Origin of the sequence: Mycoplasmopsis agalactiae 14628, from assembly GCF_000266865.1 — a bacterium.
GTDB classification, from domain to species: Bacteria; Bacillota_I; Bacilli_A; order Mycoplasmatales; family Metamycoplasmataceae; genus Mycoplasmopsis; species Mycoplasmopsis agalactiae_A.
In genome coordinates, this window is record NZ_AJPR01000011.1 from 101,069 (window position 1) to 123,074 (window position 22,006).

The window sequence follows — 22,006 nt, forward strand, 5'->3', positions numbered from 1 at the left end:
AAGGATTTTTGCCCTACTTTATTTCGCTACTCGTAAATTAACAAAACAATAAAGATTATTTTTGAAAATACCTAATAAATTAGAGCCAAATTAAAACATCATTAAGAAAATATTCTTAATGTTCATAAATGTGCTCTTTCGATTATATAGGTTGTGAAAATTCATAACATATTTATTTTAAATAAAAAATTAAAAAATGTTAACAAAATTTTAAAATTAATTTATATTTATAGTTTTACATTTTAATATAGCCAAAATTAATATAGCTAAGTTCATAAACCGGGCTACTAAAAAGCAAATATAAAAGCTGTAAATATTTATTAATTGCTTACTATAATATAATTTTGTTATGTTAAAAATTTATGTTTGTGGGCCTACTGTCTATAACGAGCCTCATATAGGAAATCTAAGGCCAATTATTACTTTTGACTTTATGCTTAAGGCTTATAGGGAATTAAATAAAGAATTTAAATTTGTTCATAACATCACTGATGTGGATGACAAAATCATTAATAAGGCAATTCAGATGGATGTCAAAGAAAGTGAAGTGGCTTCATTTTATTTTAAAAGTTATCAAAAATTATTAAGAATGCTTAATGTCAATACAATTAGCAAAATTGAAAAAGTAACAAAAAATATGAATGTCATCAATAAATATATTGAAAAACTATATCTGTCTGAAAATGCATACAAAGATGAAAATGGCAATGTTTGGTTTGATGTTTTAAAAAATAATGAAAACTACGGACATGTTTCTAATCAAAACATTGACAATATGGTTTTTGACGAAAACAGCTTGCTCAAAAGGTTTAAAGGCGATTTTGCGCTTTGAAAATCTACAGCAGTAGGTATTAAATTTAGATCTAGTTTTGGCATGGGCAGACCAGGATGACACACTGAATGTAGTGCACTTATTGACAAACATTTTGGAAGCGATGGGGTTGATATCCACGGCGGTGGAATGGACCTAACATTCCCTCATCATGAAAATGAAAACATCCAACACTATGCTTTGTATAAAAAACAGTTAGCTAAAGAGTGAATTCGTTGTGGGCAGCTTAATCTTGATGGTGAAAAAATGTCTAAATCAGTAGGAAATGTTATTCTTGCAAATGACTTTATAAATGGATATGGAATAGCCACCTTAAAATTAATATTTTTAAATGCAAAAGTTAGTGCAAATATTAATATAACTAATGAGCTTATTGAGAATATGAAAGCTATTGAAAATAAGTATAAAAAAGTGTTATTTAAAATTTTCGTACATTATAAAAATGAAATTCTTAACATGAATGACTACAATAAGTCTGAATTTGTAACTAAAGCATTAGAAGCTGTTTCAGAGCTTGAGTTTTCTGACTTTAATTTTATGTTAAACAATGAAATTAAGCAATTTAATAAAGAGCCATCATTGGACAGGGCAAAAGATTTATTTTTCTTACTTTCACTTTTCCACAAAGAATTAACAAACAAAAGTTTTTATAGTAAGCATTTAGAGATATATGACCAATGACGCTATTTTATAGGGATAAAAGACTACAAAAAAGCTGATAAATTGAGGGAAAAATTAATCAAAAATAGTTTAATTTAGTACTTATCAACATTGAACAAACTTATTAAAAATTGAGGGTATCTTTATGAAAAAATTATATATGTGTGGCAAAAACTCAGTTATAGACGCAATTAAGGCCAAATTGCCAATTGAAGCAGTTTATGTTCTAAGTAAATCACACGCTGATAAACTTAAGGAGTTTTCAAATATAAAAATAGTAGTCAAAGATGCTTCATTTTTTAAAGAATATAACGCAGAAAATCATCAAGGATATTTGCTGTTTTTAAAAAACTTTAATTACTATGAAATAGATGTAATTAAAAAAGATGATCCTAAAAATGTATTAATTTTAGATCACATTTATGATCCTCATAATTTTGGAGCAATAATAAGAACAGCAAATGCAGCTGGAATCAAACATATTATTATTCCTAAAGACAGATCTACTGATGTTACTTCAACTGTCTTGAAAATAAGTTCAGGTGGATTTGTAGGAGTCAAAATTATTAAAGTGAGCAACATTGCATCAAGCATTGAAAAGCTTAAAAAATGAGGTTTTTGAATTTATTCTTCATTGTTAGATGAGAATGCAGTGCCTTATAATAAGGTTCAATATGCTGATCATTGTGCTTTAGTAGTGGGGAATGAAGAAAAAGGGATTTCTAAACCAGTAATTAATGCAACAGATGTTAAAGTTTATATTCCGCAATTTGGAACTGTTCAGTCAATGAATGTATCTGTGGCTACGGGAATTTTATTATTTGAATTAGCAAATAGAAGTGAATAAAAGCATATTTACATTTAAAAAGCATTTAATTAATGATAATAGGCAACTGGAGCAAAGTTTGACCAATATGTCTAATTTAGAGATAATTATGGCAATCAACCATTGTCTTAAACAAGAAATTTTTAACGCAATTAACAAAGCAATTTTTTCATATAAAAAAGTACCAATCACTGCCGATGATATTTACAATGAATTTTTATATGAATGCCCTAACATTTTGCACAAGTATAAATATAAAAGTGATTCTAATTTTTATGCCTATGTTAACCAGGTTGTCAAAAATTTTTGCTTAAACAAGTTAAATTTTTGACAGCGTAAAAAGCGTTCTATCGATTTAAATATGTCATCTATTGATGAAATGATTTATATCACTGATGACACAGCTGAGAATGAAATATATGAAAAAGCTTATGAAGAAGACTTTAACAGACTGTTTTATAGGTATTTTAGTCAAAATGATGTTTTTAATATTAAGCTACTTTTATCTAGAAAATGATCACCGCATTCAACATATAAATTAAATCTTTTTAGAAATGCTATTGTTGAAAAAATAATAACTTTTTATTCAGCCTAAGTCTTATAGAATTTAAAAACTTATAATTTTAAGCATTTTATATATAATTAAAATTATGCTTAGAAAAAAAGTAACACTAAGTTGTGAAGAATGCCACAGCATGAATTATTCCACCAATAAAAGCCTGATGTCTGTTGATAGAATTACAGTTAAAAAGTTTTGTAGAAAATGTAATAAGCACACAATGCACAAGGAAGAAAAATAATGGTTAAGAAAAATAAAATTGAAGCAGAAACAAAAGAAGCAAAAAAGAAAAAGTTTTTGGTGCGTAAATTTGTTAAAGAATTGAAAAGAGTTAGGTGACCAGCATCTAAAAAAAGTTGGGCAGCTTTTGTGCAAGTTATTGTTTTTTCAATGATATTTACTTTAATTGTTGTTGGATTTGTTACTTTAGTTACTTTTATTTTTACAAAATCAGGCATTAAAACAGGAGGCGCTTAGTATTTATGCAACGTTTTATGTGATACATGATTAGTACGGTTTCGGGGAAAGAAGACAAAGTTGTTGAGTCTTTAAAAAACCGTATTGTTAGTGAGCAAGTTGAAGAATGTTTCAATCAAAATGCCACTGAAGAAGGCGCATTTAAAATTTTCAGAAAGCCTGTTTTAACAGCAAAAGAAGCTGAGAAAAAAGCGCTTGGTGAGCCTTATAAAGTTAAGATGAGCAATATGTATGGTGGCTACATTTTCATTAATATGGATATGACTGATAAAGCCTGATTTGTTGTGCGTAACACACAATATGTCACAGGTCTTATTGGTTCAGCTGGCAAGGGAACTAAGCCAACTCCAGTTACGAAAAAAGAAATTGATTTAGCTTTTGAAAAAGAAAAGCAATTAATTGAAGACTTTAACTCAGGAAAAATCATTGACAAATTTACCATTGGCGAAATAGTAGAAATTATTGATGGGCCATTCAAAGGGACAATTGGTAAAGTTTTAGAAGCTAATGAATCTATTCATAAAGTTACTGTTGAAGTTGAACACTTTGGCAAAAAAGTTCCAACTGATTTTGACTATTCTGTAGTAGAAAGCAAAGAAAGATAATTATGGCTAAATAGAAGGGTTCTTCTATTTTTTTGTCTTTTACTAATTTTGAATCAATGCAAAACATTAACAAATGCATTCATAGCAGAAATACTACTAAAGCAAGTATAATTTTGAATAAGGTAGCATAATGAATCTATACACTAATAAAAATGTTAAGAAAATGAACAGAGCATATAACAGAATGCTAAAAAAGTCGTTATTTAGCAAAAACATTTTGTCTGTTCAAAAATCTAAAACATCACTTTTAGAAATTGTGATCAAGTTTTTTATCAAGATAATTATGCTAATTGCTGTGCCTATAAGGCTAAAAAAGAACAAAAACAAATTAAGCGAACTTGTGGGCAGAGTTTACAAAAGGTTTACTAGCAGGGAATTTGTTTTTATTCCTGTTTCCTTTGCATTTTATTCTTTAGTTTCGTTTATACCAATAATAATGAGTGTTAGTGTTGCCATCTCATTAATTCCTGGCAATTTTAGCAACTTGTTTAATGATGAAATTCTTAGAAGAATAATCCCTGGACTAGAATCATTTATTAATTCAATACCACAGACTTGAAATGCGAAAACATACATTTTGATAATTACTTTATTTTTAGCTTCTTTAATTATCTCATCTAGTGGTTTTGGCAAGTTCACTTATAGCATAAATTACATTTATAAGCATGAAACAACAGGAAACTATTTTTTCAATAGACTCAAAGGATTTTTAATTGTTGTTTGCATTGCGCTTTATATTTTTATATCTTCATTGCTATACTTATCAGTATACAAATTATTTGGAGTGCATAAAGCCAGTAATTTAAGCAGAAGCATTTATTTTTACATTGTTTTTTCACTCTATTTAATGCTCAATTTATATGTAGGATTGTCATTGTTGTTTAAAGTTAGCCCTGCATTTAAAGTGCCATGATCATCGCTACTTCCTGGAGTGCTTATCGCTTCGTTACCAACAATGGTTTTTATAACAATATTTGGGTATCTTACATCGTTAATTGACTACTATAAATTTGGGATATTCGGAATTTTTATGTATATTGCCTTGCTTGTTTCAACAATGTCATACTTTATGTATTTAGGCATAATAACAAATGCTGCTTTTTATAAGACTTTTTATTCAAGATATACAGTTGCAAAAAAAATATGATTTAGAAAATTCTATTAGAGTCTATCTTATTTACCTATAAAACAGCCTTTTTAGTTAAGTTTTTCATTTAAAAACATCATCACTTTGCTTATTTTTAAAGTGCTTAAGTTTCTGGTTTGCCTTACTTTTTGACAAATTCGCATTTTTAATTTATAATTTAATAAATTTTTATTTAGACATTAAATAATAAATGTATTGGGCGGATAGATGGATAATAAGTACAAAAGAATATTAATTAAACTTTCAGGAGAAGGGTTAGTTAATAAGGAAAAAAGCTTAGCAATCGACTATGATTTGGTTGGCGATATTGCACGTCAATTAAAACAAATTTCAGATAGAGGAATACAGATAAGTATTGTTATCGGTGGGGGCAATTTCTTCAGAGGCGCAAGCGCTGAAAAAAATGGCATTCCTAGAAACAGAGCAGATTATATTGGAATGCTAGCTACAATAATGAATGGCTTAGCATTAAAAAGTGGATTTGAGAGAATTGGTTTAAAAACTCGTATTCAGTCATCTTTAGTTGTTGACCAAAAAGTTGCTGAAAACTATGTTAATGAAAAAACAATTAAATATTTAGAAGAAGGTGAAGTTGTTATCTTTGTTGGTGGAACAGGAAGACCATATTTCACAACTGACACAGCAGCGACTTTATTTGCGTCTGAAATAGGTGCAGAAGTCATTTTAATGGGTAAAAATGGTGTTTCTGGCATTTACGATTCAGATCCAAAAGCCAATAAAGATGCCAAGAAATTTGGAAAAATTTCTTATGATGAAATTTTGGACAAAAAGCTACAAGTTATGGACTTAACAGCCACAAGTATGGCTAGAGATAATAAAATTAACTTAATTATTTTTAACATCAATGAGCCAAATGCTATTTTAAGAGCTATTGATGGAGAGATTGATCACACTGAGGTAGTAAGCTAATGGATGAATTATTTATTTTACAATTAGAAGAAGAAATTGATAAGGCTATAAATCACTTAGTTTTTGAACTTTCAAAAACTTCAACAGGAAGAGCCAATCCGCAATTAATTAGAGGAATCAAAATTAATTATTATGACACCCTTACACCAATCGAAGAGTTATCAAACATTAGTGTTCCTGAAGCTCAACAACTACTAATTAAGCCTTTTGATGCTACAACTGTTAGAGACATAATAAAAGCTATTACTAGTGCTCAGTTAGGTATTAATCCAGTTGATGAAGGAAGCCAAATACGTATTAAATTTCCACCTTTAACAACTGAAAGAAAAAGAGAATTAGTTAAATCATTATCAAAGCATTCTGAAACTGCTAAGGTTGCTATTAGAAACGCCCGTCAAAATGCTAATAAAGCAATAAAGGCCAATGAAGAAATTTCTGAGGATCTGCAAAAAAGATACTTAACAGATGTGCAAAAAATAGTTGACAAAAATATTGAACACGTTGATGAATTAGTATCTAAAAAAGAAAAAGAAATCATGACAGTTTAATTTAATCGATCTCTATTTTATAAATATGCTTTTTATATAGAGCTATTAATATATAATACATTACACGGCAATTAGAGATCGGTCATTGTGGCACCATAGCCAAAAGGCCAAGGCACGAGTCTGCAAAACTCCGATTTACCGGTTCGAGTCCGGTTGGTGCCTCCATATTATGCGCCCATAGCTCAACTGGACAGAGTGTTTGGCTACGGACCAAAAGGTTAGGGGTTCGACTCCTCTTGGGCGCGCCATATAACAATGTTACTGAATTAGGCAAGTTGCCTAATTTTTTTATTATTTTTTACCACACTCATGACTGATAGCACTATAAATCAGGCAAATATGTTTATTGATACTAACAGTCAGGAAGAATATACTTTAACCGTCAGTAGGGCTGAAAAATCTATCAAGATATTCAATAATTCATCTAAAAGATAGTATGCAAAGTTCATAAAGTCAGTGCTTCAGAAAAAAATTATTGACATTAAATAATATATTTCAAATATCGGGATTAAAACAATACTAAAGATAAAAGACAAGAGATTTAGAGATGAATTTATCTTAGCTATTATTGGTAAATTAAACAAATATATTAGTGTGAATATAATGAGTGTCTTTAGAATATTTCATTTTATATTTATTAAATTGCTTAGTGTAAGCAGAACGAATGAACAAGTGAAGGAAAGAATAAAAGATAGTGAAAATACAAGATCAAAATTTAAGCTAAAAACGACAATTAAGGCTATGAATCAGCCATCATAATACTTAAATTCATAATTTCCAAGTCTCTTTTGGTGTTTAATAAACAACATTATTAAACTTCTTATTGCTGAAACAAATGAATTAAGCAAAATGACATAACAGAATAATATTGCAATTACAAAGTATAGTGAAGATTTATGTTTTTTGAATATCTTGTTAGCCAAAAGCGCTATAAAATAGAATAATAAGTCAAAATGTAGTCCTGATATGACTAGTAAATGTGAAACATTTATAAGTCTAGCCTTTGTATTGGCAATTTGAGAATCATTAATTCCAAAGACCATTGTGCTTCAGTATCTAGCAAAGTAGATCTTGTTTGCACCATAGGCGCTTAGTAATTGATTAAGACTTTCGGTTTGATATGACACTTGTTTAATTGTTGAATTGTTTACAACATATTTTATAGAATTAGATAATATAAATGTTTTATCAAACTTAATATTCGACAAATTTTTACTTAAATTGCCTTTCACTTCAACTAGCGAACCATGAATAATTTTTGACACTGATGTTAAGTTGATACCCAAGACTAGAACATTATGTTTTGAGTTACTAATTATTAAATAATTATCACTTGATTTAATTACTGTTCCTTGAACAATATATAAACCATCATCTAGTAAATGTTTAAACATTGTCGGCATTAAAATGCACAGATAAAAAACAATAGCTACCAGAGCAGTTCCTAAATATTTTCAATTTCTAAAATTAATGTACACTGCTAAGATAACATATGCTACAACCCACACATACCTAGTTTCAGTACTAAAAATAGATAAGTGAATAAATACAGGCAAAATAAATGCCAGTAAATTTAGGCTTACAAGATTAAAACTTTCTTTAGTTTTAAAAAAGTTTTGTCTCCAATGCCCTTTAAAGAGCGAATATCGTCTCATCTAACTTTGGATTTGTTTCTCCTTAACTGAACTAGTTGTCTTGAAACATTTGCGGAAACTCCCAATTTTCTTAGTTGTTGCTCATCGTTTAATTCTAGTCAATGTATTTGTTTGTTAACATCATTATCAAAATTGTTTTTCAGAAATGGAATAAATATTTTTACATTATTTGTGTACTCCTTGTTCATGTCAACATTCGAAAGATCTGCATTATTTTCTTTTACAACATTTAGAATTTCTTTTAACTTGACTCCCTTCTTAAAATAGTGTTTTCCTTTAAATAAAACTGCGCCCGATACATCTATTGCCACGACATCGCTATCGCTTGGCGAAATTTTATAAAATGAGGTACGATTTGAATCAAAAGTAATTGCTATTGTAGAGGCAGCAACAGCAACTAGAACTAAAGAGCCAATAACAAATCTTTTAATTCTCATTTCATCTTATTAGTTTTAAAATAGGTTGCCAAAATAAAAAAAGAAAAAAATAGGGAAAAACTCCCCGTTTTTCCCTAAAAAGTTTGTGCTTAGTTATACTCTTCAATAAAGTCAGTTAACTTTTTAACATCCTTATTGTGATATAAAACATCGATAATAGACCTTAAAAATGGTGCGTTAATTGACTTATTATCATTTAATATATCTTCTAATGTTTTGGCATTATGGTAGCCTTCAACTGTTTTAGTATTTTCTTCCAGCACTGTTTTAAGGCCTTTCTGGGCAATTTGTGTTCCAAAAAGAAAGTTTCTACTTTTCACGCTAGAGCATGTTAAGAATATGTCACCAATTGCTGAAAGTTCTAAAGGCAAATTATTATCAGCAGAGTTAAACAAAGCTTTATAAATTTGGTAAATTTCTTTTGCTCCTGCAGCCAATAAAGCAGATTCGGTATTTTTGTAAGGAAACATATGTGTTATTGCACCTATGCCTATTGCAAGAACATTTTTAAGTGCAGCAAATAACTCACTTCCTTTTTCATTAGGATTAATTATCAACCTAAAATATTTATTATTGAATATTTTTGACACTTCTAGCAAGAAGTCATGATCAGGCCCAACAATGTTAATCATTGTTAGTGCATTTTCAAATACTTCAGCTGCAAAAGAAGGGCCAAGTATTGAGCAGTAGTGTTCAATATTGTCTGAAAATTTCTCAACTAAGACATCTGAAAAGAATTTTTTAGTCTTTGAATCTATACCTTTAGCAACATTAACTATTTTAATTTTGCGTGTTCCTAATATGTTTCTGATTTGACTAAGAACACTGTCAATAGCTCCTGATGGCACAGCAAGTATCATTAAATCAAGCTCATTCAATGCCTGTTCTAAGTTGGCAGTTGCACAAACATTATTAGGATTATTGAACTTTTTATCGCCAAAATACTTAGAATTAATGCCATTATTAATGTCACTAATTTCTTTTGCATCAATTCCTCACATGGTGACTTTATGGTTATTATAAGACAACACATTTGCTAATCCGCTAGCTCATGCACCTGTGCCTATTATAGTTACTTTCTTAGACATAATTTTCTCCTCGATCTATTTTGCTTCTAACTCAGAATATAATTTCTTTATAGTTTCTAAGTCTAGCTGCTGAATTCTAATGTTTTCATTTATATTTAACAAGTTGTAAGCATATAGAATTTTTTCTTGTGAATAAACCTGTTTTAAAGATCAAATTAGTTTTTTTCTTCTTGCACTAAAACAAAGTTTAAAAAAGTCTTTTAGTTGGTCATAATTATCATTCTTATCTTGATAAAAATCAAATGTAACAATTGCTGAATCCACCTTTGGAACAGGGCTAAAGTTGTTTTTGCTTACAAATAATTCTTTTTTAACTTTAGCAACATATTGGCAAGTTATGCTTAATTTAGAATATTCATAGCTATTAGGCGCTGCAACTATTCTGTCAGCCACTTCCTTCTGAACTAATAATGCTGCTCGCTTAAACAAAAATCTATTCTCAATTATTTTAAATATTATTTCACTAGTAATATAGTAAGGAATGTTGCCTACTACTTCAAAACAGGCATATTGGTCCAAATTAGCATTTAAAAAGTCGTCATGAACAAGCTTTTTATTTTCAGCATCAAAATAATTTTGCTTGTTTAAAAACTGGATCATATCTGGGTCAATTTCAAAAGCAACTAACTTTGAGCATTTATTTACAAGGTATTTTGTCAAAGCTCCAGTTCCTGGTCCAATTTCAATAATTTGTTTACCTTCAGGGTTAATAATATCAACTATTCTTTGAATAACAGATTCACTATGCAAAAAATTCTGTCCAAATTTTTTCTTAGCTTTTGGTTGAATATGCCCACTAAACATTTATTTTAAATAACCTCTTTGCATTTTTTAACACTTTATCAGTAAACTTCTCAATTGATAAACCTTTAACTCCCGCGATATAGTTTGCTGTGTGCTTAACATAATTTGGATAATTTATCATCCCACGCTTACTTGCTGGTGGTAAGTATGGAGCATCAGTTTCAGTTAGTATTTTGTCAACAGGAAGGAATTGTAAAACTTCTAGTAATGACGAATTATTTTTGTAAGTTGCTATTGCACTAAAGCTAAAGTAGCATCCTAATTCACTAAATTTTTTTGCTCAATATAAGTTACCACTAAATGTGTGAATCATGAACTTAACATCATTAAACTGACTAAGTATTTCATATAAGTCTTCATAAGAATCTCTCATGTGCACAACAACAGGCAAGTTATGCTTTTGGGCAACCTTAATTTGGGCAATGAACGATTCTTTTTGAACATCCTTTTTGGTATCAGGATAGTGATAATCAAGTCCAATTTCGCCAATAGCAACAACATTTTTGGTAAGCTGACTTTCAACAATAATACCGTCTTCTGCTCCGGTTGAATTATTAGGATGAACACCAATAACCGGAAATGTGTAGTCAAAATGCGAGCAAATATTTAATACTTCAAGATTTTCCTTAGGATCACATCCGGTTATAAGCATTGCCGCAACCCCTTTAAAATAGGCTTTTTCGATTACCTGAAAGTTATCCTTGTAATACTCTTTAATTGGATGGGTATGGCAATCAATATATTTTATGCTCATATTTTTTTCCTACTTTCCAAGGCAGAAGTTTTTGAACATCTCATCAAGCAGCAATTCGTTATCTGCACGACCAGTTATATCAGTCAAATGACTTCAAGCTTGTCTAAGATCAATAATTACAACATCAGGATCATAGCCTTGTTTGATTGATTGAATAGCATCATCAAGCGACTTGTGGGCCTGTTTTATAAGTGCTAACTGTCTAGAATTATTAACATATTGATCATTGTTTAAGTCAACATTTTTAAAAACAGTGACCAATTTTTCTTTTAGTGGATCTAAGTCATTTAGTTTTGCACTCACATAAAGAAAATCATCGCTTGTTGTCTTGAGCAAATCTTTTTTGTTTATAACTGGAACATAAATTTTATTTAATGAAAGCGCCTTATCTTTAATTTGCAAATCAAACTCATTATCATTTTGGCTTGGATCATATATGTGTAAAACAACATCGGCCTTGTCAATTTGCTCAAATGATTTATCAATACCAATTTTTTCAATTTTTTCTTTAGTATCTCTAATACCTGCTGTATCAATGAATTTAAATAAAAGTCCCTTGTATTGTCACATAGCTTCAACTATATCTCTAGTTGTGCCAGCGATGTCTGTTACTATGGCTTTATCCTCTTCCAGTATTGCATTTAAAATAGAACTTTTTCCAACATTAGGTTTTCCCAAAATGGCTATTTTAATGCCCTCGAAGATCATTCTTGATGTTTGGCTTAACTCAATAGTTTTATTAATTTTACTTCTAATAGATTCTAATCTTGATATTAATTTATCTGTAAAAGGGTTGTCAAAATCATATTCAGGATAATCGATTGAAACTTCCATTTCGCCTATCAAATAGGCTAATTCATTCTTTAATTCCTGAATATACATGGATGTTTTACCATCAAATTTTTTAATAGCTAATTTAGTTTGACTAACTGTGCTAGCATGGATTAAGTCATTAATTGCTTCAGCTTTAATAAGATCCATTTTCCCATTTAAAAAGCTTCTTCTACTAAATTCACCAGGCTCAGCCAACCTTGCACCATTAGCAAGTAACAATTCTAAAATTCGATTAGTAATTACTACGCCGCCATGACAGTTTATTTCAACTGTATCTTCGCCAACAAAGTTATTTGTGCCTAAAAATCACATACACAAAACTTCATCAATCACTTCATTATCATTTAAATTATCAACAATATTACCAAAAGTAATTGTATGACTAGTGCCTACCTTACCGGTGAAAACCTTTTTAACAACGTTAACACTATCTGGTCCACTTACTCTAATGATTGAAATAGCTTGATTGATTTTTCCACCGGATGAAATTGCTGTAATCGTGTCATTTATCATATTTCTAATTTTACAATAATATAAAACTAGTGAATTGTATTAAAGTGAACAAAAAAAGGAAAAACAGGCCGTTTTTCCCGAATTTTTACTTCTTTTGATAATCTGCATAAAACACTACTTAATAAGTTATGGAAAATGAAAATAAGTTTTGTAACACCTTTGTCAGCTATGCAATGTTTTTAAATAATGTTAAGTCTATATCTTTATTAAAGAAAAATAGTATAAGCGATCTAAAACTAAGAATAAGAATAATTATTAATAATAAATTTTTAATTCATTCATTAGGCCTTAACTATTGCAAGACATTTTTTGGAAGGTACAGAAAGGATACTGGAAGCCTCATTAAGGATATTTTAACTAAAAGATTAACTGAGGAGCAAATTCTGCTTGATATTCCCAAAAGCAAGCAGAAATATTTTGAGAAAAAATTAGAGTCAATCAAAATACTGACTAATAATTTTGCATATCCCTTGCTTAAAGATAACTATACAAATATTTTTGAATATTTTAAGATCAAGCCAGAAACTAATAATGACACAACATATAACCATTGTCAGTTAGTTGTAGTAAGTAAGCCTGATAATAAAAACAAAAGGCTAATTTTATATGGCATATCAAGTTCACTGTATGAGTTTAAGCATATTCAAAGTAGTAAGTATTTTTATAATGAAAACAGATCATATATAAATTGTGTATTTTTGCCAATAAGCCTAAAATATAGGAGTATAAGTACAAGCGAATTAAATCAGAAATATACCAAAATTGATCAATCGTTTTTAAACAAACGCAACTTAAAATATTAAAAGCTCCAATGAAGGAGCTTTGTAATAATTATTACTTAGTTAATTTTGCAAAATAAGTTAATGTTCTTATTAATTGAGCCGTGTAAGACATTTCGTTGTCATATCATGCAAAAATTTTATAAATTATATGACCGTTTGATTCTTTAATTTTAGTTAATGTTGAATCAAATATTGAACCGTAGTATGAACCTATAACATCTGATGAAACAATTGGATCTGTTTCGTATTTTAGTGATAAGCTTGCTGCTTTTTCAAACGCTGCATTTATCTCTTCAACTGAAGGTTGCTTAGTTAATTGAACTGATAAGTCAACAAATGAACCAGTGATTGTTGGCACACGAAGTGCGAAACCATCAAGTTTACCATCAGCTTCAGGAACAACAAGTCCAATTGCTTTAGCTGCGCCAGTTGATGAGGGGACAATGTTATGTCCTGCAGCACGAGCACGCCGTAAGTCCCCCTTACGGTGCGGGCCGTCTTGAAGCATTTGATCACCTGTGAATGAGTGTACTGTAGTCATGAATCCATTTTCAATGCCAAAGTTGTCAACTAAAACCTTAACTACAGGAGCTAAACAGTTGGTTGTACATGAAGCACCTGAGATAATTTCATCATCAGCATTTAAAATTTCATGGTTTACACCATAAACAACAGTTTTTACATCTTTGCCAGCAGGAGCCGAAATAATAACTTTTTTAGCACCAGCATCTATGTGTTTGTGAGCAAGATCTTTTTTAACAAAAAAACCTGTGCATTCCAAAACTATGTCAATATTAAGTTCTTTTCAAGGCAATAAAGCAGGATCTTTTTCAGAAAATACCTTGATTTCTTTGCCATTTACAACAAAAGCATCATCCTTAACAACTACATCAGCCTTTAGTGGACCAAAAGCAGTGTCATATTTTAATAAGTGAGCAAGCATTTTTGGTTCAGTTAAGTCATTAACTGCAACAATTTCTACTTCTTTATTATTTGTATCTAAAAGGTAACGAAGGGCGAGACGACCTATACGTCCAAAACCATTGATAGCGACTCTTTTCATATTTTCCCCCAAATTTTATTTTCTATTAAAATTATAGTTTAAACATTTTGCTTTATGCATAGTGATATAAGGCGGGAGATTAAATATATGGCAATCTTTCCACTATTTTTATGAAAAAAATAAAACAGTACATATGCTTTTAACACTGTTTTATAAGTTAATAAGTAATTTTGTCACTGCCAAAGTATGGAATTAATTTTTTAGGAATTGATACTGTTCCATCAGCATTTTGGTAATTTTCTAAGATAGCAGCAATTAAACGATCTATTGCAAGGCCAGAACCATTCATTGTATGAGCAAATTTAACCTCATTGTTATCATCTCTGTATCTGATCATTGCTCTTCGTGCTTGAAAATCGCCCATATAAGAAACCGAACTAATTTCTCTATATTTTAATTCCGAAGGAAGTCACACTTCTAAATCAATTGTTGTTCTAGATGAAAAACCAAGATCGCCTGTACAAAGTTGAAGCTCTCTATATGGAAGTTCTAGTTCTTCTAAAACCAGTTTAGCTTGTTCCAGCATTTGCTTAAATTCAGATTCTCAATCTTTTTCAGAAGTAATTTTTACTAATTCAACTTTTTTAAATTGATGACTTCTTATAATGCCCTTCATGTCTTTTCCGCCTGAACCTGCCTCAGATCTAAAGCATTCAGTAAATCCGGTGAGTCTAATAGGCTGATTAACATCAATAATTTCATTATTATATAAATTAGTTAAAGGAACTTCAGCAGTGGGAATAAGGTACATATTTGTTTGTTCCATAAAGAATAAGTCATCTTTAAATTTTGGTAACTGTCCTGTTCCAAAAAGTATTTCAGGTTTTACTAAAACTGGAACTGAATATTCTTTATAGCCATTTGCAGTGTGCAAATCAATCATAAAATTTTGCAACGCACGAGCTAACTTAGCACCAGCACCTTTAAAAATTACAAACCTTGACCCTGATAATTTCACCGCTCTTTCAAAATCAAAAATATCTAATTTATTGCCTATTTCATAATGCGGTAAAACGTTTGAAACTAATTTTCTACCCAAATTATCATGTGTATTAATTACTTGATTATCATTTTCATCTTTGCCAACAGGAACTGAATCTAAAGATATATTTGGTATGGATATTATTATTTCATAGGCTTTTTGGTCAAATTCATCAGCATTTTTTTCTAGTTCAACAACATCTTTTTTTAAATGTGCTGCCTGCAACTTTAATTCATTCATTTTGGCTTTGTCATCTTTAAAAGAACCAATTTGCTTGCTTAATTTTGACAATTCAGATCTCTTAATTTGAGCTTTATGCATAGCAGCTCCTCTTTTGTCAAGATAAGACAAAAGAGTGTCAAAAACAGAAACATCAAAGTTTCTATTTTCTAGTGCCTTTCTCACATAACCACGATTATCATTTATAAACTTAATACTTAACATAAGACCTCTAATTTTGTTTATATTATTTTACAACTTAAAACGTTTTATTGACAACTTATAAATCATTAGTGATCATAATGATAGATTTGAAGGAACAGAAGTATCAATGTCATTATTTTTTATAAACTCTTTAAGCATTAAAGAACAAATTTGCTGCATTTTTGTCCTGCATTCTGGTTTCTGAATCATGCAAAGCAAATAACAAAGCGATAAAAGCTGGACAAACAAACCTTTTTTTAGTGATTTTAATATTTTGTTATCATCAACTAACTTTAGCTCAGAAAAATCATTAAAAACACTTTGGTATGATGCAAAAAGTAATTTAAGTTTGTCAGATCAAGCACTCAGATTAGTTGCAGACGAATTTTTACGAATTTGGTATGTATAAACTTTACTTTTTATTCTTTTGAACTTAACGTTTGTAAAGTAAAGCAAATGCATAAAACGAATATCTTCATATATTCCATCAGAAAAATTTTTATTATATTTTTTAACAACTTGAAGGTAAAAATCTCTTTTGATTAGCTTACCTCAACAAACTGAAGTGTTGTTATAGTAGTGTTCAATTGGAGAGTTAATATCATAATTAAGAAAACGAGGCACTTCAGGCACAGAAATTCTTAAGTTTTTAGCATATTCATAACTATATAAAGCTTCAGCAACTAAAACATCATAGTCATCATCTAAATTGTTTACAAAAGTTTGAATAGCATTCTTGTGTAATTTATCATCATCATCAACAAAAATAAAATATTTGCCAGTTGCCTTTTCAATTAAAAAGTGTCTGTTAAAACCTATGCCTACATGTTCATGATAATCTTTTAAATCATAGACTTTGATTCTTGAATCTTTAGTAGCATATTCGTTAATTATTTGCAGTGTATTATCAGTTGAGTAATCATTTAATAATATAATTTCTAAATTTTTATATGAGCTTTTTAAAACACTATCCAAAGAAAAATAAGAGTTGTTTTCTATATTGTGACAAGGAATTAATATACTAATTTTAGGATTGGCATTATTGATGTCGCCTGACTTAACATTATTACTCTTATTCATAGCTTAATTATACCAATATAGTCAGTTATAAATTGTTGTTTAGTTCTATTGTGTAGTGTTGTTTCCATAATTAGCATACATTTTAGTATGCATAAAGCAACTTTTGTGATTTATGTAACTTTTATTGGAGCTTCAAAATTAAAAAACATCAATTAAAAAAATAATTATCTATAAATTATTTATTAAACTAAAAAGTCCTTAATGCCTGTTTTATAGTATTCTAGGCCTAAAAGAAATGCAGTTTTTTGTTGTTGCAAAATTGTTAATTTATGATTTAAAATTTCAAAGTTTTATATATAATATTAACCATTACTAATTCCACATATATTTTTAACAGGAGGCAATATGAGTTTAAGAACATATCAACCTAAAAAAAGACAAAGAGCTAAAGTTCATGGCTTTCGTGCTAGAATGGCTACTGAAAACGGCAGAAAAGTTTTAGCAGCTAGAAGAGCTAAAGGAAGAAAAAGACTAACTGTTTCAGACGACAAATAATTTTTAACACCTTATGAAAAAAGAATTTAGACTTCAAAAAAGTTGAGAATTTGATGAAATAATAAAGTCTAAAAAACAGTTTGCAAATAATTTTTTGGTTTTATACTACAAGGAAGCTAATAGTTTTAAGTTGGGTATTACCGTTCCTAAAAAGTTCTGCAATGCAGTTCTAAGAAATTATTATAAAAGGCAAGTAAAGGCAATTATTCATAAATTAAATGTCTATGATTTTAAATTTCACTGTGTTTTAATTTTACGAAAAGAGTTTTTGAACGAGAAGTTTGAGGCTAAATTTAGTGCCACGCAAAAACTTTTTAACAAATTAAGAATAAATTAAGAGAAGCTTACAAATGAAAGAATATAGATCAAGCAACTTCAATTATTTCTCTAATGAGGACAGACAAAAAGAAAAGAAAAAAAGCGCTTGAAAGAAAGTGTGATTTTGAATAAAAATTGTCTTTTATGTCCTTCTTTTTGGTATTGCAATGACTGGTTGCGTTCAGAGCTGTGTTGTCAAATCGTCTAACTATACAGGAAATGGCATTGAATTCTATACCAGCAAAGAGAATGTCAGCCCACATGTCACAACTTTTGATGCTACGCATAAGTTAACAAAAGAAGAAAGTGAGCATATACACAAAAATAAAGTTGATATAGGACTTGGCGAAAAAGATCAATTATATTTTGATAAAAATGATGGAGCCAACTTCCATTTATCGCACAAAAATTACAAAGAAATTATTGATAATCTTAGAAGTGCACATCCAGGTAGTTATGGCGCTTATAAAAATTGAAACACAGCTATTCAATTAAGAGATTACGATAAAAAATTATGAAATAACAGACCTATTATTACTGGTACTGGGGAAAATTCAAATAATTATCTTTTTGCAGTTCAACCTGTAGAAGATGATAATGCTAAAGGTAGTTATAAAACCGTTTACAAACCAAATGAATATAAGGAATGATTAGTAATAGACCCTACATTTAATTTTGATAGCAATTTTGTTTATGACAAGGATAAAAATGTATTCAAAATAAACCCTGAAAATTCTAAATTAATTAATGAAGGTAAGTTTACAAGTAAATTAGAAGTCAATAACAATAGAAATAGCACTCCATTTCTTTTTGACAAAGAACTTTCATACCTAACATTTTCAAACAGAAATGACTTTACTGGATTTGCAAAATTCAGAAGAGACATTTTAGAAACCTTAGCAACAAATACTTTCTATTCTGATAAATCATCTTATTATAAGAGAGCTTTATCACAAGTTGAAAGCAAGCTAAAAGAAGCTAACTATTCAGTTGACTATAATGGCTTTAATAGATATTTAGTAGATAAAATCAAGAATAAAAAAGCAAATGAATTAGAGTTTGCGCCAAATGTATTTTATGCCCTTAAATACTATAATAAGGTCCTAAACAAATATGCTACTGAGTTGAATTTTAGTGCTTTAAATCAGATTTCACCTGTTAAAAATTCAGTTATTGAAGAAATTAATAACTTAAGCAATGACTATAATAAAATAAATGATAAAAATAGCAAAGAGGCTGTTGAATTAAAGAAAAAAATTACATCTTTAAATGAACAGTTAAGAAACACAAGTAGATTGCTTTCTCCAGCGCCATATTCAACAATGACAGTTAAATTAACTGATGCGGTGAATATCCCATATTCTGGAGATGAACCGCAAAGAGTTATACATAATTGATCTGATGCATGAAAATTAGGCCCATTCTATGGATTACTAGTTTTCCCAACAGCTTGATTATCTGCTCATTTATCAACTAGCTTATCTCATTTAGGCGGATGAGGCACAATTATAGTAATATTAGTGCTAACAATTATTTTACGTAGTGCTATGTTAGCCGTAACATTTAAACAAACTGTTAACCAATCTAAGCAAGAAGAACTAAAATCTAAAAAAGCTAAAATTGATGCTAAATATGCAGATTTTAAAAACAACAAACAAATGAAGGCTAGACAACAACAAGAAGTTGCTGAACTATACAAAAAACATGGAATTAATCCATTAGATGCCTTTGTGACAATGATAATCTCCTTGCCTGTGTTCATTATGATGTGAAGGGTTATTCAATCCTTACCTGAATTTAAATCAACGGTATGATTAGGACTTTCATTTGCTGAAACGTCCTGAAGAAGATTATTCTTCTCAGCTGAATGGCAATATTTAGGACTTTTAGTTGTGGTCGCTGCTGTACAAGGTGTTGCACAGTTCTTACCACAGATACTGAATAGAAAGAAATTCAAAGAGCGGACTAGCTTAGAGGAAGAAAAAGCACTCAAGAAAGCTAATAGAACTCAGAGAATTATGACCATTGTTTTCTTCTTTATAACATTAATATTCTCTGCTGGTCTTCAAGTTTATTGAATAATTTCTGGTATATGGACCATAATTCAAACCTTAAGTATTCACCAATTTAAGAAGTCAGCTTACTATAGAAGAAAATATTTAGATAAGCACAAAGCTTAAAGTAAAAATTCCTTGCATGAGCTTGGAATTTTTGTTTATACCTATAAAAAAGCCACAAAGGAACGCTAAAGTTTCATGGCTTTAATACTTTCTTATTATTAAAATAACATAAAGTATTAAAATTAATATATAACTTAAAACAAAAAGGAGTTTTATGAAAATTTATATTGTTAAAAGCACTTCACCATATGAAACATTAGCATATGAAAACATAATAATGGAAGATCCAACTATTACAGGTGATGTTTTAGTGCTTTATCAACATGCAAATGCAATAATTATTGGTAACAACCAAAATGCCTATGAAGAAATTAATCGTGAATATGTTAGAGACCACAACATTGTGCTAGCAAGAAGAAAATCAGGTGGCGGCGCTGTTTACCATGATTTAGGCAACTTAAACTTTAGCTTTATTTCTGATAAGTCAGACAACAACAGTTATCAAAAGTTTCTTAGACCAATTCTTAATTTCTTAAATTCAATTGGTTTACAATCAGAATTCCATGGCAGAAACGACATTCATGCAAACGGATGCAAAATCAGCGGTAATGCACAATACATAAGTGGCCACAGAATTGTTTCACATGGAACATTACTTTTTGATGTTGACATGACAATATTATCTAAGGCACTAAATCCAAATAAAATAAAATTTGAATCAAAAGGTATTAAATCAATTCGCTCTAGAGTGGCAAATATTAATGACTTATTACCTAAGAAAATGACAGTTGATGAATTTAGAGATGCTTTAGTTAAATATTTTGTTGAAAACGAAGATAGCACACTTGAAGAAATTCCATATGAAAAGTATGCACCAAAATTTGAAGAGTTAAGAAAACTATTTAGCTCTGAAAAATGAATATATGACCGTTCTGCAAACTTTACTTATACAAAAACTGAAAAATTTCCTGGTGGACTTGTGACAGTTTATGGAACAATTGAAAACTCAATTATTAAAGACATTATTTTTGCAGGGGATTTCCTAAGTAAAAAAGATATTCGTGAAGTTGAACCATTATTCAAGGGCATTCGTTATGATGAAAAATCAGTTAAAGAAGTTCTTGCAAAGATTGATTTAGAAAACTACTTTGGAACTCTAACAGTTGACGAAATCGTTAAAATTATTTTAGGTTAGTAGTGCAAGCAACAATTTTAATTAAAAATGAGCAAATTCATTACATTTATGAAGATGCTTCAGAAGGTACACCAGTACTTTTATTTATTCATGGGTTCAAAGACAGATCTAAAACAATTCAACCGCTTTTAAGCATAAAAAACAGGAATTATTCTATTTATGCTTTAGACATGCCCGGATGTGGTGAATCATCAAACAATTTAGGCGCCTATTCAATTGAATTTTATGCAGAAGTTGTAAGAGAATTTATAAACAAAGTATTGCCAAACAAAAAAATTATATTAATGGGCCATTCAATGGGTGCTGCAGTGTCATTAATGTGTTTTGATATTGCTAATGTAAATGAGTTAATTTTAGTTGCACCATTTAATTACTATGCTGGTCTTAATGCTGATTATGAGCAAGGAAAAAGATGAATGCTTCCTGAAAATATCGAAGATGCCATCGAGGCATATAAAGCTCTAGTTTATAATCCAAATATATTCTATATAAAAGGCATACAAGCTTTTGCTATGCAAGACATTCAAAATAAAGAAAAAACAAAAGCTATGTTTTCTTACATTGTTGACAATCAGTTTTTTAATAAATCATACTTAGAAAATGTATTAAAACCTCTTTATCATAATGCTAAAAAACCATATACATTAATCTATGCTAAAAACGACTTATTTACTACTGAATCAGAAATGCTTAAATTAATTGATGATATACCAACCATAACTCCTTTTGCTTTAGAAGAGTGCGGCCATGCTGTGTTTTTCCAAAAAGCTAATAAAGTAAATGAAATAGTAAGTAATATTGCAAAAGTTCTAAAAGCCGAATAACCCTATAAAACAGCCATAGAAAGCAGAAAATATGTTCAATTTTCTTGCTTTATTT

General features: G+C 29.6%; 24 protein-coding genes and 2 tRNA genes. 17 read left to right on the forward strand and 9 right to left on the reverse strand.

The features are described 5' to 3' along the window. Positions 1-349: 349 nt before the first annotated feature. The 11 genes from MAGB_RS02430 (at position 350) to MAGB_RS02475 (ending at position 6,832) form a co-directional block, all read left to right on the forward strand. Positions 350-1,591 (forward strand): class I tRNA ligase family protein, encoded by a 1,242-nt coding sequence (locus MAGB_RS02430; RefSeq protein WP_004024219.1) that lies wholly within the window; start codon positions 350-352, stop codon positions 1,589-1,591. Positions 1,592-1,637: 46 nt separating this feature from the next. After that, complete coding sequence (rlmB, locus tag MAGB_RS02435) at positions 1,638-2,339, forward strand: 23S rRNA (guanosine(2251)-2'-O)-methyltransferase RlmB (RefSeq protein WP_004024220.1); 702 nt, start codon at positions 1,638-1,640, stop codon at positions 2,337-2,339. Positions 2,340-2,406: 67 nt separating this feature from the next. Continuing rightward, a complete protein-coding gene (locus MAGB_RS02440; RefSeq protein ID WP_235750735.1) occupies positions 2,407-2,913 on the forward strand; it encodes a sigma-70 family RNA polymerase sigma factor in 507 nt (168 codons plus the stop codon). Between the two features lie 55 nt (positions 2,914-2,968). Next, a complete protein-coding gene (gene rpmG / locus MAGB_RS04210; protein ID WP_004024222.1) occupies positions 2,969-3,118 on the forward strand; it encodes a 50S ribosomal protein L33 in 150 nt (49 codons plus the stop codon). Beyond that, the gene (locus MAGB_RS02445) at positions 3,118-3,354 is read left to right on the forward strand and encodes a hypothetical protein (protein ID WP_004024223.1); all 237 of its coding nucleotides are present in this window, start codon (positions 3,118-3,120) and stop codon (positions 3,352-3,354) included. The genes rpmG and MAGB_RS02445 overlap by 1 nt, the downstream gene beginning before the upstream one ends. Positions 3,355-3,359: 5 nt before the next feature. Then, a complete protein-coding gene (gene nusG, locus MAGB_RS02450; RefSeq protein ID WP_004024224.1) occupies positions 3,360-3,959 on the forward strand; it encodes a transcription termination/antitermination protein NusG in 600 nt (199 codons plus the stop codon). Between the two features lie 130 nt (positions 3,960-4,089). Next, complete coding sequence (locus MAGB_RS02455; protein ID WP_004024225.1) at positions 4,090-5,124, forward strand: YihY/virulence factor BrkB family protein; 1,035 nt, start codon at positions 4,090-4,092, stop codon at positions 5,122-5,124. Between the two features lie 189 nt (positions 5,125-5,313). Beyond that, positions 5,314-6,036: a UMP kinase gene (gene pyrH / locus MAGB_RS02460; RefSeq protein ID WP_004024226.1), complete on the forward strand. Its 723-nt coding sequence runs from the start codon at positions 5,314-5,316 to the stop codon at positions 6,034-6,036. Further along, on the forward strand, positions 6,036-6,584 hold the full coding sequence (gene frr / locus MAGB_RS02465) for a ribosome recycling factor (protein ID WP_004024227.1): 549 nt from the start codon (positions 6,036-6,038) through the stop codon (positions 6,582-6,584). The genes pyrH and frr overlap by 1 nt, the downstream gene beginning before the upstream one ends. A gap of 89 nt (positions 6,585-6,673) precedes the next feature. Next, a tRNA-Cys gene (locus MAGB_RS02470) sits at positions 6,674-6,749 on the forward strand. 6 nt (positions 6,750-6,755) lie between these two features. Then, a tRNA-Arg gene (locus MAGB_RS02475) sits at positions 6,756-6,832 on the forward strand. A gap of 18 nt (positions 6,833-6,850) precedes the next feature. On the opposite strand, the gene MAGB_RS02480 is transcribed toward MAGB_RS02475, so the two are convergent. From MAGB_RS02480 to mnmE, 6 genes are all read right to left on the reverse strand, one after another. Next, positions 6,851-8,239, reverse strand: coding sequence for an MAG0480 family ComEC-like protein (locus MAGB_RS02480; protein WP_004024228.1), 1,389 nt, complete (start codon positions 8,237-8,239; stop codon positions 6,851-6,853). Continuing rightward, entirely contained in the window at positions 8,164-8,676 is a 513-nt protein-coding gene (locus MAGB_RS02485) for an MAG0490 family ComEA-like DNA-binding protein (RefSeq protein ID WP_004024229.1), read from the reverse strand. Before MAGB_RS02485 ends, MAGB_RS02480 begins: the two co-directional genes overlap by 76 nt. A gap of 89 nt (positions 8,677-8,765) precedes the next feature. Next, positions 8,766-9,764: an NAD(P)H-dependent glycerol-3-phosphate dehydrogenase gene (locus MAGB_RS02490; protein WP_004024230.1), complete on the reverse strand. Its 999-nt coding sequence runs from the start codon at positions 9,762-9,764 to the stop codon at positions 8,766-8,768. A gap of 15 nt (positions 9,765-9,779) precedes the next feature. Next, entirely contained in the window at positions 9,780-10,568 is a 789-nt protein-coding gene (gene rsmA, locus MAGB_RS02495) for a 16S rRNA (adenine(1518)-N(6)/adenine(1519)-N(6))-dimethyltransferase RsmA (RefSeq protein ID WP_004024231.1), read from the reverse strand. Next, positions 10,561-11,322, reverse strand: a complete 762-nt coding sequence (locus MAGB_RS02500; protein ID WP_004024232.1) for a TatD family hydrolase — start codon at positions 11,320-11,322, stop codon at positions 10,561-10,563. Before MAGB_RS02500 ends, rsmA begins: the two co-directional genes overlap by 8 nt. A 9-nt stretch (positions 11,323-11,331) precedes the next feature. Next, a complete protein-coding gene (gene mnmE, locus MAGB_RS02505) occupies positions 11,332-12,669 on the reverse strand; it encodes a tRNA uridine-5-carboxymethylaminomethyl(34) synthesis GTPase MnmE (protein WP_004024233.1) in 1,338 nt (445 codons plus the stop codon). Between the two features lie 128 nt (positions 12,670-12,797). Here mnmE and MAGB_RS02510 point away from each other — a divergent pair, with 128 nt between their 5' ends. Beyond that, entirely contained in the window at positions 12,798-13,472 is a 675-nt protein-coding gene (locus MAGB_RS02510) for a hypothetical protein (protein ID WP_004024234.1), read from the forward strand. Positions 13,473-13,503: 31 nt separating this feature from the next. On the opposite strand, the gene gap is transcribed toward MAGB_RS02510, so the two are convergent. The 3 genes from gap to MAGB_RS02525 all read right to left on the reverse strand — a co-directional run bounded on the left by gap (position 13,504) and on the right by MAGB_RS02525 (position 16,999). Next, entirely contained in the window at positions 13,504-14,514 is a 1,011-nt protein-coding gene (gap, locus tag MAGB_RS02515; protein ID WP_004024235.1) for a type I glyceraldehyde-3-phosphate dehydrogenase, read from the reverse strand. A gap of 157 nt (positions 14,515-14,671) precedes the next feature. Next, positions 14,672-15,940 (reverse strand): serine--tRNA ligase, encoded by a 1,269-nt coding sequence (gene serS / locus MAGB_RS02520; RefSeq protein ID WP_004024236.1) that lies wholly within the window; start codon positions 15,938-15,940, stop codon positions 14,672-14,674. 27 nt (positions 15,941-15,967) lie between these two features. Continuing rightward, positions 15,968-16,999, reverse strand: a complete 1,032-nt coding sequence (locus MAGB_RS02525) for a glycosyltransferase family 2 protein (protein ID WP_004024237.1) — start codon at positions 16,997-16,999, stop codon at positions 15,968-15,970. A 345-nt stretch (positions 17,000-17,344) separates the two neighbouring features. On the opposite strand from MAGB_RS02525, the gene rpmH reads away from it, so the two are divergent. The 5 genes from rpmH to MAGB_RS02550 all read left to right on the forward strand — a co-directional run bounded on the left by rpmH (position 17,345) and on the right by MAGB_RS02550 (position 21,951). Further along, the gene (gene rpmH / locus MAGB_RS02530) at positions 17,345-17,494 is read left to right on the forward strand and encodes a 50S ribosomal protein L34 (RefSeq protein WP_004024238.1); all 150 of its coding nucleotides are present in this window, start codon (positions 17,345-17,347) and stop codon (positions 17,492-17,494) included. Positions 17,495-17,507: 13 nt separating this feature from the next. Next, entirely contained in the window at positions 17,508-17,831 is a 324-nt protein-coding gene (gene rnpA, locus MAGB_RS02535) for a ribonuclease P protein component (RefSeq protein WP_004024239.1), read from the forward strand. Between the two features lie 13 nt (positions 17,832-17,844). After that, positions 17,845-19,992 carry a membrane protein insertase YidC gene (gene yidC / locus MAGB_RS02540; protein WP_004024240.1) on the forward strand — a complete coding sequence of 716 codons (2,148 nt, stop codon included), beginning with the start codon at positions 17,845-17,847 and terminating at the stop codon, positions 19,990-19,992. Positions 19,993-20,146: 154 nt separating this feature from the next. Continuing rightward, on the forward strand, positions 20,147-21,127 hold the full coding sequence (locus tag MAGB_RS02545; protein ID WP_004024241.1) for a lipoate--protein ligase: 981 nt from the start codon (positions 20,147-20,149) through the stop codon (positions 21,125-21,127). Positions 21,128-21,129: 2 nt separating this feature from the next. After that, entirely contained in the window at positions 21,130-21,951 is an 822-nt protein-coding gene (locus MAGB_RS02550; protein ID WP_004024242.1) for an alpha/beta fold hydrolase, read from the forward strand. Positions 21,952-22,006 lie beyond the last annotated feature (55 nt).